Source organism: Rhizobium sp. FKY42 (assembly GCF_005222835.1).
Taxonomy (GTDB): Bacteria; Pseudomonadota; Alphaproteobacteria; order Rhizobiales; family Rhizobiaceae; genus Neorhizobium.
Genome location: NZ_STGA01000073.1, coordinates 81870 through 97515, shown reverse-complemented (window position 1 = coordinate 97515; position 15646 = coordinate 81870). Strand labels below are relative to the sequence as shown.

General features: G+C 57.8%; 16 protein-coding genes. 12 read left to right on the top strand and 4 right to left on the bottom strand.

Going from position 1 to position 15646, the window contains the following annotated elements; translation table 11 throughout:
• Positions 1–159 precede the first annotated feature (159 nt).
• From E8M78_RS22145 to E8M78_RS22115, 7 genes are all read left to right on the top strand, one after another.
• Positions 160–1119: a nucleoside hydrolase gene (locus tag E8M78_RS22145; protein WP_137137102.1), complete on the top strand. Its 960-nt coding sequence runs from the start codon at positions 160–162 to the stop codon at positions 1117–1119.
• Between the two features lie 137 nt (positions 1120–1256).
• Positions 1257–1541 carry an acyl carrier protein gene (locus E8M78_RS22140; RefSeq protein WP_137137101.1) on the top strand — a complete coding sequence of 95 codons (285 nt, stop codon included), beginning with the start codon at positions 1257–1259 and terminating at the stop codon, positions 1539–1541.
• A gap of 22 nt (positions 1542–1563) precedes the next feature.
• Complete coding sequence (locus E8M78_RS22135; RefSeq protein WP_137137100.1) at positions 1564–2034, top strand: 3-hydroxyacyl-ACP dehydratase FabZ family protein; 471 nt, start codon at positions 1564–1566, stop codon at positions 2032–2034.
• A 31-nt stretch (positions 2035–2065) separates the two neighbouring features.
• Positions 2066–3271, top strand: a complete 1206-nt coding sequence (locus E8M78_RS22130; RefSeq protein WP_137137099.1) for a beta-ketoacyl-ACP synthase — start codon at positions 2066–2068, stop codon at positions 3269–3271.
• 10 nt (positions 3272–3281) lie between these two features.
• Positions 3282–4571 carry a beta-ketoacyl-ACP synthase gene (locus E8M78_RS22125; RefSeq protein WP_137137098.1) on the top strand — a complete coding sequence of 430 codons (1290 nt, stop codon included), beginning with the start codon at positions 3282–3284 and terminating at the stop codon, positions 4569–4571.
• A 65-nt stretch (positions 4572–4636) separates the two neighbouring features.
• Positions 4637–5665, top strand: a complete 1029-nt coding sequence (locus E8M78_RS22120) for a zinc-binding dehydrogenase (protein WP_137137097.1) — start codon at positions 4637–4639, stop codon at positions 5663–5665.
• Between the two features lie 4 nt (positions 5666–5669).
• Positions 5670–6605 (top strand): lipid A biosynthesis lauroyl acyltransferase, encoded by a 936-nt coding sequence (locus tag E8M78_RS22115; RefSeq protein ID WP_137137096.1) that lies wholly within the window; start codon positions 5670–5672, stop codon positions 6603–6605.
• On the opposite strand, the gene E8M78_RS22110 is transcribed toward E8M78_RS22115, so the two are convergent.
• Positions 6595–7008, bottom strand: coding sequence for an SRPBCC family protein (locus E8M78_RS22110; protein WP_137137095.1), 414 nt, complete (start codon positions 7006–7008; stop codon positions 6595–6597). The two genes, E8M78_RS22115 and E8M78_RS22110, sit on opposite strands and share 11 nt — an antisense overlap.
• Before the next feature lie 194 nt (positions 7009–7202).
• On the opposite strand from E8M78_RS22110, the gene gndA reads away from it, so the two are divergent.
• Entirely contained in the window at positions 7203–8633 is a 1431-nt protein-coding gene (gene gndA, locus E8M78_RS22105) for an NADP-dependent phosphogluconate dehydrogenase (protein WP_137137094.1), read from the top strand.
• Between the two features lie 109 nt (positions 8634–8742).
• Complete coding sequence (gene mgrA, locus E8M78_RS22100) at positions 8743–9786, top strand: L-glyceraldehyde 3-phosphate reductase (protein ID WP_137137093.1); 1044 nt, start codon at positions 8743–8745, stop codon at positions 9784–9786.
• Positions 9787–9842: 56 nt separating this feature from the next.
• Here mgrA and zigA read toward each other — a convergent pair whose 3' ends face one another.
• Together zigA and znuA are read right to left on the bottom strand one after the other, a co-directional pair.
• Positions 9843–11048: a zinc metallochaperone GTPase ZigA gene (gene zigA, locus E8M78_RS22095; RefSeq protein ID WP_137137092.1), complete on the bottom strand. Its 1206-nt coding sequence runs from the start codon at positions 11046–11048 to the stop codon at positions 9843–9845.
• 88 nt (positions 11049–11136) lie between these two features.
• Complete coding sequence (gene znuA / locus E8M78_RS22090) at positions 11137–12138, bottom strand: zinc ABC transporter substrate-binding protein ZnuA (protein WP_137137091.1); 1002 nt, start codon at positions 12136–12138, stop codon at positions 11137–11139.
• A 98-nt stretch (positions 12139–12236) separates the two neighbouring features.
• On the opposite strand from znuA, the gene E8M78_RS22085 reads away from it, so the two are divergent.
• From E8M78_RS22085 to E8M78_RS22075, 3 genes are read left to right on the top strand one after another with little or no spacing between them, the layout of a single operon-like run.
• Positions 12237–13142, top strand: a complete 906-nt coding sequence (locus E8M78_RS22085; protein WP_246658439.1) for a metal ABC transporter ATP-binding protein — start codon at positions 12237–12239, stop codon at positions 13140–13142.
• Entirely contained in the window at positions 13135–13959 is an 825-nt protein-coding gene (locus tag E8M78_RS22080; RefSeq protein ID WP_137137089.1) for an iron chelate uptake ABC transporter family permease subunit, read from the top strand. The genes E8M78_RS22085 and E8M78_RS22080 overlap by 8 nt, the downstream gene beginning before the upstream one ends.
• The gene (locus E8M78_RS22075) at positions 13956–14354 is read left to right on the top strand and encodes a Fur family transcriptional regulator (protein WP_137137088.1); all 399 of its coding nucleotides are present in this window, start codon (positions 13956–13958) and stop codon (positions 14352–14354) included. The genes E8M78_RS22080 and E8M78_RS22075 overlap by 4 nt, the downstream gene beginning before the upstream one ends.
• Here E8M78_RS22075 and E8M78_RS22070 read toward each other — a convergent pair whose 3' ends face one another.
• Entirely contained in the window at positions 14355–15554 is a 1200-nt protein-coding gene (locus tag E8M78_RS22070) for a sensor domain-containing diguanylate cyclase (protein WP_137137087.1), read from the bottom strand.
• Positions 15555–15646: the final 92 nt, after the last annotated feature.

Below are 15646 nucleotides of genomic sequence, written 5' to 3'. Positions count from 1 at the left end.
GCCGCTTTCTGTCATTCAATCAGCAACGGCGCAAGATCGTCCATTCACGGAATTGCGCAGGACAGTGCCGGCAAAAGGAGAGGGTCTGCAAGATGACATGCTTGCGCCGATACCAGCCGACGCTATTGTGCTGGCAAATTCGAATTCAGGAATTATCACATGAACAAGGTCATCTTCGACACGGATCCCGGTATTGACGATGCGATGGCGCTGCTTTTTCTGGCGCGTCATCCGCAGATCGATCTGATTGGCGTCACGACCGTTTTTGGCAATGCGCCGATCGAACTGACGACACGTAACGCGCTCTATCTGACAGAAGCCTGGGATATTCCGGCCCCGGTTGCCAGAGGGGCTGGCGAGACATTCGATCCAGCACGCGGCGGCAGTTATTGGCCGACGGCCATTCACGGGCATAACGGAATCGGCGACGTTGCGGTCCCGCAAGCCGTTGCGCGCCAGGCCGATCCGCGCCCTGCCTATCAGTTCATCATCGATACGGTCCGCGCCAATCCAAACGAGGTCACTCTCATTGCCGTTGGACGCATGACCAATCTGGCTTTGGCCTTGAAAGCCGACCCGGACATTGCTGGGCTGGTCAAACAGGTCATCATCATGGGCGGCGCGTTTGACGTGAACGGCAATGTTTCGCCGGCCGCGGAAGCCAATATTCATGGCGATCCGGAAGCGGCAGATGTGGTGATGACCGCTGCGTGGCCAGTGGTTGTTATCGGGCTCGACGTAACGATGAAAACCGTGATGACCAGTGCTTTCCTAGCAAACATGGTGGAAAGCGGCCGGTCCGACGTCAAGCTTTTGTCGGATATTTCTCAGCTCTATATCGAATTCTACAAGCAGCGCGTTGGCGACGGCATGGTGGTGCATGACAGCTGCGCCGCGGTCTACCTCGTTCGCCCCGATCTGTTCGAAACACGCACCGGTGCGATTCGTGTCGTCTGCGGTGGAATCGCCGACGGCCAGACGATCCAGAAGCCGGATGGCCGCGGTTTTCCGCCGAGTGCGTGGGATAACCTGCCGAGCCAGACAGTTGCGACAGGTATCAAGCCGGATTCCGTGCTGGAGGTCATTCGCGCGGCTTTGGTGGAAGGTATTGCGGGCTGAGGTGCGGCCTCATTGCCCGTGCAATTTGATGTTTAGGCAACAGTGGCGGTGCAAAATATTGCTCCGCACTCAGCAGGCCATTGGCATTGCAGTTGGATTTCCCTATGTGGAACCCTGACTGACAGAATTCAGAGGATATGAGCGTGACCGCTACATTCGATAAAGTCGCTGACATCATCGCTGAAACCAGCGAGATCGACCGCGAGACCATTACGCCGGAGAGCCACACGATCGACGATCTGGGCATCGACAGTCTCGACTTCCTTGATATCGTTTTTGCGATCGATAAGGAATTCGGCATCAAGATCCCGCTTGAGCAGTGGACGCAGGAAGTCAACGAAGGCAAGGTTTCCACGGAAGAGTATTTCGTGCTGAAGAACCTCTGCGCCAAGATTGACGAACTGAGGGCAGCGAAGGGCTGAAAAGCCCTGGCTGAGGGAGCGTATGCTTCTTGAATATTTCCAGATGATCGACCGCATCGAAGCGGTCGATTTGTCATCCAAAATGCTGAAGGCACGGTCCGTCGTTCCGGCAAAGAGCCCCGTATTCGAGGGGCATTTTCCCGGAATGCCGCTTGTGCCCGGCGTTCTTCTGATTGAAACCATGGCGCAGGCCAGCGGCTTCATGATTCTTGCTGCTTCCAATTTTGCCGCGATGCCGTTTCTGATGTCCGTTGACGGTGCGAAGATGCGCACCTTCGTGGAGCCGGAAGCGATTCTGGATATCGAGGCGTTTCTTGAGCATGAAGGGTCTGGCTATGCCGTGACCAAGGCGAAGATTTCGTCTGCTGGCAAGAAGGTCTGCGATGCGCAGCTGAAGCTGCGCACCATGCCATTCGAGGAAGTGCCTCTTGCGGACATCGTGCGTAAGCGCGCCGCTGAAGTTGGGCTGTTGAGTGCGCTTGCCGCCCATTAAGGGCATGCGCATCTGAAAGGTTGAACCTGAGATGAGCAAGTCAGCCAATGACGTTGTGATTACCGGCGTCGGTATCGTCACCTGCCGTGGTGTCGGCAAGGAGCCGCATGTGGCCCTCTTGACCGGTGCGGAAATTCTTCCGCCTCGGGTGGATAGCGAGCGCTTCAAGCCTTATCCTGTTCACCCGATGCCGGAAATCGACTGGTCGCAGCAGATCCCCAAGCGCGGCGATCAGCGTCAGATGGAAAACTGGCAGCGTCTCGGCGTCTTCGCAGCAGGTCTTGCGCTTGAAGATGCAGGTCTGAAGGACAATGCGGAAGCCTGCGGTACCATGGACATGATCGTCGCCGCTGGCGGTGGCGAGCGTGACATCAAGGTGGACAGCCTGATCGTGGACGAGGCGTTGAAACGCAACGACCGCGAACGTCTTCTGAACGAGAAGCTGACGACCGAACTTCGCCCGACGCTGTTTCTGGCGCAGCTCTCCAACCTTCTCGCAGGCAATATTTCCATCGTCCATAAGGTAACCGGCTCGTCGCGCACCTTCATGGGTGAGGAGGCTGCTGGTATTTCCGCCGTCGAAACGGCCTACCACCGCATCAAGTCCGGCCAGTCCACCCACTCGCTGGTGGGCGGTGCTTTTGTGGCCGAGCGGGCGGACATCATTCTGCTTGTCGAGGGCATTCGCGCCCATCAGACGGGTGATTGGAAGCCCCTCTGGACCCGTGACGGCAGCGAAGGCGGCGGCATGATCATGGGCTCTGTTGGTGCCTTCCTCGTGCTGGAATCCCGCCAGTATGCTGAGGCGCGTGGCGCGCATATCTATGCGGTTGTCGATGCGATTGAAGCCGATCGCGGATCGCGAGACGATGGTCGTCTCGAGAAGCGGCTGCAACGGCTTGCGGCGCAGCTCGCGCCTAAGCTCGGCGATGACGTAGTCGTTTTCTCCGGTTCAACTGGTATGAGCGATCTTGCCCAGCGTGAAAGGTCGGTTCTGGAATCCGCTTTCAAGGGTGCGGTCATTCGTGGCTTCGGTGGCGTAACCGGTCATGCCATGGAAGCGCAGTTCCCGCTCGGTCTGGCGCTTGCGGCGCTGACGCTGGATGGCAAGGCGACCGTTCCGGCCTTCGATCCGGATCACGAAGCAAAGATGCAGAGCGCTGCTGCAAAGGCTGTGGTGACCACGGTCGGTTATATCCGTGGCGAAGGACTTGCCGTCCTTTCGGCGAACGGTTGAGGAATCGATGATGAGCACGAACGCATTCAAGGATCACCTGGGTCGTCCTATCATCGCCGTCACCGGCATGGGCGTCATTACGTCGTTGGGGCAGGGACTGCAGGATAACTGGGCGGCACTGACTTCCGGTAAATCCGGCATCCACAAGATCGAGCGATTCCCGACGGAGGGGCTCTCTACGCGCATCAGCGGTACGGTGGATTTCATCCAGATCCCGCGCGAAAACGCTGTGGAGCGGTCCTTCGCCTTCGCGCGTGAAACAACGCGTGAGGCCCTGGCGCAGGCCGGTCTGTCCGGCGATTTCAACGGCCCGCTGTTTCTGGCAGCGCCCCCCGTCGAGCCGGAATGGAATGCGCGTTTCGAGCTTGCCGATCGTGCGCCGCCGCCGCAGGCGGAAGCCGATGCCTATGATCGTTTCCTTGCTGCCATGCGCGAGCGGCCTGATCCGGCTTTCCTGGAGGCCGTGCAGTTCGGTTCGATCTCAGAGCGCCTGTCCGATATGTTCGGTACGCGTGGCCTGCCGGTAACGCTTTCGACGGCTTGCGCCTCGGGCGCAACAGCTATCCAGCTCGGCGTCGAAGCCATTCGTCAGGGCCGCACGGATCGTGCGCTGACGGTTGCGACCGATGGTTCGGTGAGCGCCGAAGCTCTCATTCGCTTTTCGCTGCTCTCTGCCTTGTCCACGCAGAACGATCCGCCGGAAAAGGCATCCAAGCCGTTCAGCAAGGATCGTGATGGTTTCGTCATCGCGGAAGGTGCTGCAACTCTGGTGCTGGAGTCGCTGGAATCAGCTGTCGCACGTGGCGCGAAGGTTCTTGGTATCCTGAAGGGCTGTGGCGAAAAGGCCGATCATTTCCACCGCACGCGCTCCTCGCCGGATGGCGGCCCTGCTATTGCGACAATCCGCGCGGCGCTGGAAGATGCGGGCATGGATGAAAGCGGCATTGGCTATATCAATGCGCACGGTACGTCGACGCCGGAAAACGACAAGATGGAATATGGCGCGATGCTGGCCGTGTTCGGTGATCGCCTGAAGGATGGCATTCCGTGCTCGTCCAACAAGTCGATGATCGGCCATACGCTGACGGCAGCCGGTGCAGTGGAAGCCGTGTTCTCGATCCAGACCATGCTGACGGGAACGCTGCCGCCGACCATCAACCACGTCAATCCTGACCCGGCGATTGTGCTGGATGTGGTGCCGAACACGAAGCGCGATCAGCAGGTTTCTGCTGTGCTCTCCAATTCGTTCGGATTCGGTGGCCAGAATGCAAGTCTTGTCATGACGGCGGAGCCAGCCTAAAAGCCGGTTCAACTCTGGCTATTTTGCCCTAATCTTTTTGACGCCTTCTGGCGAAGGAAGCACTCATGCGCGCTTTGCAACTGATCGATGATCGCCGTCTTGAAGCCACCGATATTCCCGAACCGGAAGCTCCGGCACCGGGCGAGGTGACACTTCGGGTAAAGGCCGTCGCGCTGAATCACATCGACGTATGGGGCTGGCGCGGCATGGCCTTTGCCAAGCGTAAGATGCCGCTGACCATCGGCGCGGAAGCCTCTGGCGTGGTCGAGGCCATCGGTCCGGGCGTCTCCAACGTGCTGCCTGGCCAGCTGGTTTCGGTTTATGGTGCGCGCACCTGCGGGCTCTGCAAGCCATGTCGCGAAGGCCGCGATAATCTTTGCGAGCATGTTCAGGGCGTTCACGGTTTCCATCTGGATGGCTTCGCCCAAGAGAAGATCAACATTCCGGCTCGCCAGCTCGTACCTGCGCCTCCGGGTGTTGATGCTGTTGCTGCAGCGCTGGCGCCCGTGACGTTCGGAACCGTTGAACATATGCTGTTCGACAATGCCAAGCTGGAGCCCGGTGAAACCATTCTTGTTCACGCCGGTGGGTCTGGTATCGGCAGTGCCGCCATTCAGCTCGCGAAGAAAATGGGCTGCACGGTCATCACCACTGTCGGCTCTGACGACAAGATCGAGAAGGCCAAGGCGCTCGGTGCGGATCACGTCATCAACTACCGCACGGATCGCTTCGAAGGTGTGGTGCGCAAGCTCACCAAGAAGAAGGGCGTCGATGTGGTGTTCGAGCATGTGGGCAAGGATACCTGGGCCGGTTCCATGCTGTGCCTGAAGCGCGGCGGTCGTCTCGTGACCTGTGGTTCGACCTCGGGCGTCTCGACAGACATCAACCTCATGATGCTGTTCCAGCAGCAGTTGAAGCTGCTCGGCTCCTTCGGTTGCCGCATGGAAAACATGGCGAATGCCATGCAGAAGATGGCGCGCGGTATCGTGCATCCGGTGATCGATACTGAAGTGACCTTCGACGAGATCGACAAAGCACTGGAACGCATGGAAGGCCGCCAGATCTTCGGCAAAATCGTTCTGAGGATGGACTGATCCGGTGAAGATGTTCATCACCCGGATTGTGCTGGCCGCGCGCAAGTTTCGTCAGTGGTTTCTGGCGCAGATCACGTTCGGCTTTCTCAATCTGTTGAAGCTTCTGCCTGCGGACCCGGCCATTCGCTTTGCCGATTGGCTTGTTCGCAAGATTGGTCCGATTACCGGTCGGCACAAGCTCATGCTGGTGAACCTCGCCAATGCATTCCCGGAGAAAACCGAGGAAGAGCGTCTTGATATCGCGCTGGCGAGCTGGGGGCATATGGGGCGCTTGGCCGCTGAATATGTGTTTCTCGATCGCCTGTTCGACTTCGATCCCGAGGCAAAGACGGCTGGACGCATCGAAGTCTCAGGCATCCCGATCTTCCTTGATCTGCGCGACAATCCGCGTCCCTTCATCGTTTTTACGGCACATACCGGCAATTTCGAACTGCTGCCGGTCGCGGGCTCGGCCTTCGGGCTGAACGTCACGGTCATGTTCCGTCCGCCGAACAATCCCTATATTGCGGAGAAAGTGTTTAACTTCCGCTCCGCACGCATGGGCAAGCTCGTGCCGTCGCATGCCGGTTCGTCTTTCGCCCTGGCGCGTCAGCTTGAAGCGGGCAAGGGCATTGGTGTTCTGGTCGATCAGAAGTTCCAGAAGGGGCTGATGACGAACTTCTTCGGTAATCCGGTCCAGACCAATCCGCTGTTGGCGAAGCTCGTTCGCCAGTTCGATTGCGAGGTTTATCCCGCCCGCTGCATCCGTCTGCCGAACAATCGCTACCGTCTGGAAATCGAGCCGCGGATCGACATTCCGCGCACGTCAACAGGTGCAATTGATGTACAGGCCACCGGCCAGTTGCTGAACGACAAGGTGGAAAGCTGGGTTCGCCAGCATCCCGAACAGTGGCTTTGGTATCATGATCGCTGGAACATCAAGCACAGCATCAAACGCTGATCTCTGATTCCATGATCCGCTTCAGATTGTCGAGATCCGTCGCAACGTGGCGGGCATCCTGTTCGAACTGTTCTTCCGACATGCCGGGAAGTCGTGTCACGAGAAAGAGAGCTTCGGCCCCGTCGCCGTTCTTTACGATGCGGAAGGCATTGTAGACGGTCATGCCGGAAGGCATCTCCACCCAGTGGTCAACGATTCCATGATCGTTCTGAGGCGAAAAGCGCACCTTCACCTTGCCCAGCGGCCCACCATCGACCAGCCAATGATCACCAGCATCTTCGAGACCATTTCCCAGACCGGAAGCCCATTGCGCCATCTTCTCCGGCTGTGATGCAAAGGCATAGACCTGCCTCCAGTCCCGCTGAATGGATGCGTTGACAACCTTCGTTTCCAGCACCGGCATGGTGAACTCTCCTTCCTCTGGGATGATTTATGTAGCCGCCACTTATGAAGGCAAGAGGGCGGCTGCATCACCAAAGACGATTTTAAACTGGTCTATTCGCATCTGAAAATTTAATCGATTTGCCATGGCTTTTGCCTTGCCGAGACCCTAACTGAGTGCCACAACAACCATCCAATCTTTATGGAGGTACGTCCGTGGAACAGGCAGAAATCGGCCTCATTGGTCTTGGCGTCATGGGTTCAAACCTGGCTTTGAACATCGCAGAGAAGGGCAACAAAATTGCCGTTTTCAACCGGTCGCCAGAAGCCACGAAGAAGTTCTTTGCCGAGGCCGGCGCCCTGCAGGGGCAGATCATTCCTTGCGAGACATTGGAAGAATTCGTTGCTGCCATCCGCCCGCCGCGCCCGATCATCATCATGATCAAGGCTGGCGAGCCGGTTGACCAGCAGATGGAGCTTCTGAAGCCCTATCTTGATGCCGGCGACATCATGATTGACGCTGGCAATGCCAATTTCCGGGATACGATTCGCCGCTTCGATTCGCTAAAGGATAGCCCGCTCACCTTCATCGGCATGGGCGTTTCCGGTGGTGAAGAGGGTGCCCGCCACGGTCCTTCCATTATGGTGGGCGGCACCGAAGAAAGCTGGAAGCGCGTTGAAAAGGTGCTGACCTCCATCTCCGCCAAGTTCAACGGCGATCCATGCGTGGCATGGCTTGGCAATGACGGGGCAGGGCATTTCGTCAAAACGATCCATAACGGTATCGAATATGCCGACATGCAGATGATTGCCGAAATCTACGGTATCCTGCGTGATGGCCTGAAGCTTTCTGCCAGCGAAATCGGTCAGGTCTTTGGACGCTGGAATGAAGGCCGCCTGAACTCCTATCTGATCGAGATCACAGAAAAGGTTCTGGCCGCGAGTGATCCGGTTACGGGCAAGCCGATGGTCGATATGATCCTCGATGCGGCGGGCCAGAAGGGCACGGGCAAGTGGTCCGTGATCGAGGCGCAAAATCTGGGCGTTGCGGCAACGGGCATCGAGGCTGCCGTCGCTGGCCGTATTCTTTCCAGCCAGAAGGCTGAGCGTGAAGCAGCGGAAAAGATCCTGGGTCTGCCGCAGACCGTTCCAATGCCAGGCACGGATGGTCTTTCGTTCCTGGATGATCTTGAAAACGCTTTGCTGGCCGCCAAAATCGGTGCCTATGCGCAGGGCTTCGCGGTGATGGCAGCAGCCTCCAAGGAATATGGCTGGAACCTGCCGATGCCAACCATTGCCCGCATCTGGCGCGCGGGCTGCATTATTCGCTCGCAGTTCCTCGATGAAATCACCTCCGCCTTCACGAAGGATCCGGACACGGCAAATCTCATCGTAACACCTGCCTTCTCCAAGCTGGTGCAGGAAACCGATGGTGCTCTTCGCCGCGTCGTTTCGACAGCGGTAATGTCCGGCCTTCCGGTTCCGGCGTTGTCTTCGGCTCTCGCCTATTTCGATAGCTACCGTCGCGGTCGCGGCACGGCAAACCTCATTCAGGCGCAGCGTGATTTCTTCGGCGCCCACGGCTTCGACCGTGTCGACGGCGTGGACAAGCATCACGGCCCTTGGGGCAGCGGCCTTAACTCCTGAGCTTACGAACGGCAGGGTGCGGAGAGGATGCGCCCTGCCTTTTTCCTTTCTGGCGTTAACGCCAACTGCCTTTCACGGGCAATTCCAACCGCAATTCGGAGGAAACACCATGGCCTGGCAACCGGCTGAAGATCGCTATTCCCGTATGAAGTACAATCGCTGTGGCCGATCGGGCCTCAAGCTTCCGGCGCTTTCGCTTGGTCTCTGGCATAATTTCGGAGACGATACGCCCCATCAACGCAAGCGGGATATCTGCCGCAAGGCGTTTGATCTCGGCATCACGCATTTCGATCTCGCCAATAATTATGGTCCTCTGCCCGGTAGCGCCGAGACCGCCTTTGGCGAGATCCTGCGCACGGATTTTGCGGGCTACCGCGATGAACTCATCATCTCGTCCAAGGCTGGCTACAACATGTGGCCGGGGCCCTATGGCGAGTGGGGCAGCCGTAAATATCTCATCGCCTCCTGCGACCGGTCGCTGAAGCGCATGGGTCTCGATTATGTCGATATTTTCTACTCGCATCGCTTCGACCCGGATACGCCGCTGGAGGAAACCTGCGGCGCTCTGGATCATATCGTTCGCTCTGGCCGTGCGCTTTACGTTGGAATTTCGTCCTACAATTCCAAGCGCACGCGGGAAGCGGCGGCAATCCTCAAGGATCTCGGCACGCCTTGCCTCATTCATCAGCCGAGCTATTCCATCATCAACCGCTGGGTGGAAGAGGACGGACTGCTGGATACGCTCGACGATCTGGGCATAGGTTCTATCGTCTTCTCACCGCTGGCGCAGGGCATGCTGACCTCGAAATATCTCGGCGGCATTCCAGAAGACAGCCGCGCCGCTCAGGGCAAGTCTCTGCGCCCTGCCTTCCTCAATGAGCGCAACATCGACAACCTGCGCGGATTGAACGCCATTGCCGAAAAGCGCGGCCAGACGCTGGCGCAGATGGCGATTGCATGGGTGCTGCGTGGGGGCAGGGTAACATCCGCGCTCATCGGTGCCAGCCGACCGGAGCAGGTGGAAGATTGCGTAAATGCGCTGGAAAAAGCTGATTTTACCGAGGCGGAGCTGAAGGAAATCGAAGTCTTCGCCAAGGATGCGGATATTAATCTCTGGGCAGCTTCCGCTGAACGGGAAGGCCCGTCGCGGTAGGTTTCACCTATCGTATCATGCAGCGAGCCCGGCTATTTTGCCGGGCTCGCTCGTTTTCAGGCCGCTTTGGGAGACCAGCTTGCAAAGGGGTCTGGCAGATCACGCCAGCGGTCTGGCTGGAAGCTCTTGTCCTTCAGCAGGCAGGCGTCCAGTTCGGCGCGGATCCAGGCTTCGTCCATGGGGTCGGCACCAATGAACACCAGTTCCTGCCGGCGATCACCCCAGACCGGATCGAGGTAACGGGCGAGGCCATCGCGGAAACCATTGTCCTGCGGCCATTGCTCCCGCGGCACTGCATCCCACCACAGGCCAAGTTTCTGCGTTCTGATAATCGCACCTGCCTGCGAAAGCTCACCCACATGGTAAGGCCTTGTCGCCAGCCAGAAGAAGCCCTTGGCGCGAATAACCCCCGGCCACGACTTGCTGATGAAGCGGTGCAGCTTTTCCGGATCAAAAGGGCGGCGCTGGCGGTAGACGAATGAGCGGATGCCATATTCTTCCGTTTCCGGCACATGATCCTTGAAACCGTGCAGCTCCTTGAACCAGAGCGGATGGGTCTCGGCCTTACCGAATTCGAACAGACCCGTCCCCAGTATCTGCTTTGGCTCGACCTTGCCGAAGTCGGTTTCGATGATTTTTGCAACAGGGTTTAGCCCGCTGATGATCTTGCGGGCTGCATCCACCTCGTCCGGCGTCGCGGCCGAAACCTTGTTGAGGATCACCACATCGGCAAACTCGATCTGCTCTACCAGCAGGTCCACCAGCGTGCGGTTGTCGCCATCGCCCGCCGTTTCACCGCGGTCTGCGAGAAAATCTGATGAGCCATAATCTTTAAGCAGATTTGCCGCGTCGACCACTGTCACCATGGTGTCCAGCCGTGCGACATCCGAAAGGCTGTTGCCCTCTTCATCGCGGAACTCAAATGTGGCGGCGACCGGAAGCGGCTCGGCAATACCGGTCGATTCAATCAGCAGGTAGTCAAAACGCTTTTGTTCAGCCAGCTGACGCACCTCCGTCAGAAGGTCGTCGCGGAGCGTGCAACAGATGCAGCCATTGGTCATTTCCACCAGTTGTTCCTCTGTACGCGAAAGGTTTGCTTCTCCTTCGCGCACAAGACTGGCGTCGATATTGACCTCGCTCATATCGTTGACGATCAGCGCAACGCGCAGGCCATCTCGATTGGCAAGAATATGATTGAGCAGCGTCGTCTTGCCCGCGCCCAGAAAGCCGGAAAGCACTGTAACAGGAAGTCTCTGGTCCATGTCAGGCACCCATTTGTTATAACATTACACACAAAGAGCTAAGAAAGGGCGCATCTGCCTGCGCCCTCTACATGTGCCAATTGCTGGATCAGGCGTCCTTACCCAGGCAATCGGTCAAGGATTTTGAGATGCTGCGCATCAGCGTGAAATAGAGCTCCGGCCCTTCCTTCAGCGTTGCGCCTTCGGGGTCCAGCGTACCGCTCTTTGCCTTCGTACCGGCAGTCACAACATCAATGAGCTTTGGCTGAAACTGCGGTTCGGCAAACACGCACACGGCATTCAATGAAGCGAGTTTCTTATGAATCTCGCTCAGCCGTTCCGCGCCAGGTGCGGTTTCGGGGCTGACAGTGATCGAGCCGACGACATTGATGCCGTAGTGGTGCTCGAAATATTGATATGCGTCGTGGAAGACGACGAGCGGCCTGGATTTCACAGGAGCAAGCGCGGACGCAATCTCCTGGTCCATCGCATCGATCTTTTTCTGAAGGTCGGAAGCGTTGCGATTGTAAATGGCCACATGTTCGGGATCGGCCTTGATCAAGCGCGCTTGAATCTCTTTCACCATAGCCTTCGCATTCGAGGGATCGAGCCAGAGATGCATGTCGAAGCCTTCATGATCGTGGTCGTCATGCCCGGCCTGTTGCGCATGATCGTGTTTGCCATGGTCGTGCTTGGCGTGATCATGACCGGCATGATCATCGTGACCTTCGTCTGAATGATCATGGCTTTCGAATGTACCGCCCTCGCGTAGCTTCAACGCTTCGATGCCTGGAGCTTCCGACAGCGCGACGACCGTTGCCTTCTTGCCGAGTGCATCCAGCGGTTTCTCCAGGAAGGTTTCGAGATTTTCTCCGACCCAGAAAATAACGTCCGCCTTTTCAAGCGAACGCGCATGGGATGGCTTCATGGTGAATGTGTGCGGAGAGGCTGCGCCTTCGACGATCAGTTTAGGCACTGCCACGCCCTCCATCACCGCCGCGACGAGTGAATGGATTGGCTTGACGGAAACCACGACCTCCGGTGCCGCTGTAGCGCTACCTGCTGCGAACACCGAAGCGGTTGCGAAGAGGGCGGCGTGGGAAGTCTTCATGTCGGGCTCCTTGAATACATCACGTAATGTTATTACATGAATTGTGTTACCCTATAACGTGTGCGATAGCAGAGGGCAACTCCAGAACAGGATTTTTCATGCTGGCTGAGCCGGGCACCGCTGATCGAATTCTTGTGACCATGTCGAATGCGGGCATCCGCCGACAAGGGCGGTGGCTCGTGCGTGGCATCGATCTCACGCTTCGTATAGGCGAGATCGTCACATTGATCGGCCCCAACGGAGCGGGCAAATCCACGACCGCCAAGCTGGCGATTGGCGTGCTGAAGCCGGATGAAGGGCAGGTGACCCGCGGTGCGGCACTGCGTGTCGGTTATGTACCGCAAAAACTTGCTGTTGACCGAACGATGCCTCTGACCGTCGAGCGACTGATGAACCTGACGGGGCCCCTTGATGCCCAAAAGCTTGCGGCATCGCTTGAAGCGGTTTCTATCCCGCATCTTATGAAGGCAGAAGTGCAGCACCTGTCCGGCGGCGAATTCCAGCGTGCGCTTCTTGCACGTGCGATTGCTCGAGATCCTGACTTGCTGGTTCTGGATGAGCCCGTCCAGGGTGTGGATTTCGCCGGCGAGACGGCACTTTACCAGCTGATTGGCGAGATAAGAGACAAGACCGGCTGCGGTATCCTCATGATTTCGCATGATCTGCATGTGGTGATGGCAGCCACGGATACGGTCGTATGCTTGAATGGACATGTTTGTTGTCGCGGAACGCCTGCTGCCGTCAGCCAGAGCGAGGACTATCGTCGACTGTTTGGCGCGTCGCGCCCTGGGATTGCATTCTATAATCACCAACATGACCATACACATCTGCCCGATGGGCGCGTACAACACCGGGATGGTAGCATCACCGACCACTGCCATCCCGAGGATGGACATCATCACGATGGCCATGATCATCATCACAGTCATGAGCATAGACGCAGCCATAGCCACGACCACGATCACGTCCATCTGCCCGGTCTGACGGGGGAGCGCCATGCTTGATGATTTCTTCATTCGCGCGCTTCTTGCGGGAGTGGGCCTCGCGCTGACGACTGGACCTCTGGGGTGCCTCGTCGTGTGGCGGCGCATGGCATATTTCGGCGATACGATGGCGCATTCGGCGCTTCTCGGCGTGGCACTCTCGCTGTTGCTGGAAGCCAATCTACTGATCAGCGTATTCGCCGTTGCTGTTGCTGTCTCTCTTCTGCTACTTTTGTTGCAGAGGGTGCATGCGCTTTCAGCGGATTCTTTGCTTGGCATCCTATCACACTCGACTCTCGCCATTGGCCTCGTGCTTGTCGCCTTCATGAGCTGGGTGCGGATCGATCTGATGGGCTACCTGTTCGGCGATATTCTGGCCGTCAGCTGGCTGGATATCGGTTTGATATGGGGCGGCGGGATATTTGTTCTCCTCAGCCTTGTCTTTCTGTGGCGGCCCTTGATTGCATCCACCGTGAGCCATGAACTGGCTGAGGCGGAGGGGCTGAAGCCTGAACGCGCGCGCCTTTGTTTTATGCTTCTGATGGCTCTGGTGATCGCAATTGCGATGAAGATCGTCGGGATCATGCTGATCACGGCGCTCCTGATCATACCGGCTGCAACAGCGCGCCAGTTTGCGGGAAGCCCTGAGCGGATGGCTGTTCTGGCGTCGCTCTTTGGTGCCGTGTCCGTGGTGCTTGGGCTGTTCGGTTCGCTTTATCAGGATACGCCGTCCGGGCCATCCATTGTCGTTGCAGCTCTGTGCCTGTTCGTTGTCAGTCTGCTGCCGCGTCCCGGTCAGCCTACATCTCGTGATCCAATTTCCGGAGGAAGCCGATGAGTGCGGTCAATCTTACCAAGAACCAGACTTTGGTGCTGGACGTGCTCACGAAATCAGAAGCACCACTCAGCGCCTATACGATCCTCGACAAGCTGCGGGATCATGGGTTTCGGGCGCCGCTGCAGGTGTACCGTGCGCTGGAAAAGCTGCTGGAGTTCGGTCTGGTACATCGGCTTGAGAGCCTGAACTCCTTCGTGGCCTGCGCCCATCGGGAGCATAGCTGCTGTTCACACGGGACTGTTGCCTTCGCGATCTGCGAGAGTTGCGGACAGGTGAGTGAGTTCCATGATCACGTTGTTGATGATCAGCTAAACGCCTGGACGCGCGGCAAGGGGTTCAAGCCCTCGAAGACCACGATTGAAATCCGCGGGCTTTGCGCTGCCTGCAACAGTTGATCAGGCGGCAAGCGCGGTGGTTATCGTCCGGTTTCGTCCGCGCTCCTTGGCCTCATACAGTGCGGTGTCCGCCGCTTGCATGATGGTGCTGGTGGACGATCCGGTCATGATGGCCAGACCTATGCTGACGGTAACCGGCGGCAGACCTTGTGGCCATTCGGCGCGCAGTGCGGTGTGAATGCGCGAGGCCACGCGATCCGCACCCGCTACACTCGTCTCCCGCAGGATAATTGCGAATTCCTCGCCGCCGATGCGGGCGATCACATCCTGTTCGCGGCGGATCTGATCTGAAATTCGGGCGGCCACCTGCTTCAGGCACGCGTCTCCTGCCGGGTGGCCATGGGTGTCGTTGTAGCGTTTGAAGTGGTCCACATCGATTAGCAGCAGTCCCAGCACGCCTTTCTGTTCACGCGCATTCTGGCAGGCAAGTTCAAACTCGATATCGAAGCGGCGACGGTTGGAAACGCCGGTCAGCGCATCCGTGTAGGAAATGGCACTCAGTTCCTGGTTTGCTTGCTCCATATCCTGTGTCCGGATCTGCTCTCGCAGGATCAGCAGATAGAGGTGACGCATGGTCGCGTCATGGCGAAAGTTGGCGACCAGCGTGATGATCGCCGCTGCGATCAGGAATGTGAGGGCGAGAATGGTCTGATCGTCCATCACCACCAACCGGTTCCATGCCAACAGAACGGTGGTCAGGCAGACAATGCAGGACAGGGTTGTTGCCACACGTGGCGCAAGATGGAACACGATGTTGATGACGATGAGATATAGACCAACGCTGAAGGCCAGATGGGCAGCCGTTGCGCCGCGCATTGCAACGAGCGCGTTCAACATGACAGCGCCCCAAACAAGGCCCGCTGCAATGACCCAGTCCCGCACGGTATGGCTGAGGAAGCGGCCGCTGATCCAGACCACGAAGAGAATGGGAAGCGTGCTCGCCAGAAAGCGTATCCCAAGGAACTGCCAGATCAGGTGAGGCGCAAACTTGTAGTCCAGAATGAGCCCGAAATTGAACAGCGCAAGGCATATCGCCGCGGCCGGAAGCGCCTTGCGCGTCTTTATTTCAGCGGAATAGGCACCGTAGGAATCGGAGAGCTCTTTGGGAAAAAGCATTTTCCGCGGGGCATGGGCCAAGGCCTCATCCACCAGCGTTCTGAGTGGACGTTTGTCGTCCGATAAAAAGCGTGTATCGATCATCGATTCCCACCTGTCCGCGTCAAGCGGCGGTCCTATGCTCGCTGCGAAACTACGTGGGAAAAGTAAATTTTTCTCTTATGATTTAAAGGTAT

What these genes read in the sequence shown, in the direction of transcription:
- E8M78_RS22145 (WP_137137102.1), top strand. Translation starts at nt 160, where the DNA reads ATGAACAAGGTCATCTTCGACACGGATCCCGGTATTGACGATGCGATG.
- E8M78_RS22140 (WP_137137101.1), top strand. Translation starts at nt 1,257, where the DNA reads ATGAGCGTGACCGCTACATTCGATAAAGTCGCTGACATCATCGCTGAA.
- E8M78_RS22135 (WP_137137100.1), top strand. Translation starts at nt 1,564, where the DNA reads ATGCTTCTTGAATATTTCCAGATGATCGACCGCATCGAAGCGGTCGAT.
- E8M78_RS22130 (WP_137137099.1), top strand. Translation starts at nt 2,066, where the DNA reads ATGAGCAAGTCAGCCAATGACGTTGTGATTACCGGCGTCGGTATCGTC.
- E8M78_RS22125 (WP_137137098.1), top strand. Translation starts at nt 3,282, where the DNA reads ATGAGCACGAACGCATTCAAGGATCACCTGGGTCGTCCTATCATCGCC.
- E8M78_RS22120 (WP_137137097.1), top strand. Translation starts at nt 4,637, where the DNA reads ATGCGCGCTTTGCAACTGATCGATGATCGCCGTCTTGAAGCCACCGAT.
- E8M78_RS22110 (WP_137137095.1), bottom strand. Translation starts at nt 7,008, where the DNA reads ATGCCGGTGCTGGAAACGAAGGTTGTCAACGCATCCATTCAGCGGGAC.
- mgrA (WP_137137093.1), top strand. Translation starts at nt 8,743, where the DNA reads ATGGCCTGGCAACCGGCTGAAGATCGCTATTCCCGTATGAAGTACAAT.
- zigA (WP_137137092.1), bottom strand. Translation starts at nt 11,048, where the DNA reads ATGGACCAGAGACTTCCTGTTACAGTGCTTTCCGGCTTTCTGGGCGCG.
- znuA (WP_137137091.1), bottom strand. Translation starts at nt 12,138, where the DNA reads ATGAAGACTTCCCACGCCGCCCTCTTCGCAACCGCTTCGGTGTTCGCA.
- E8M78_RS22085 (WP_246658439.1), top strand. Translation starts at nt 12,237, where the DNA reads ATGCTGGCTGAGCCGGGCACCGCTGATCGAATTCTTGTGACCATGTCG.
- E8M78_RS22080 (WP_137137089.1), top strand. Translation starts at nt 13,135, where the DNA reads ATGCTTGATGATTTCTTCATTCGCGCGCTTCTTGCGGGAGTGGGCCTC.
- E8M78_RS22075 (WP_137137088.1), top strand. Translation starts at nt 13,956, where the DNA reads ATGAGTGCGGTCAATCTTACCAAGAACCAGACTTTGGTGCTGGACGTG.
- E8M78_RS22070 (WP_137137087.1), bottom strand. Translation starts at nt 15,554, where the DNA reads ATGATCGATACACGCTTTTTATCGGACGACAAACGTCCACTCAGAACG.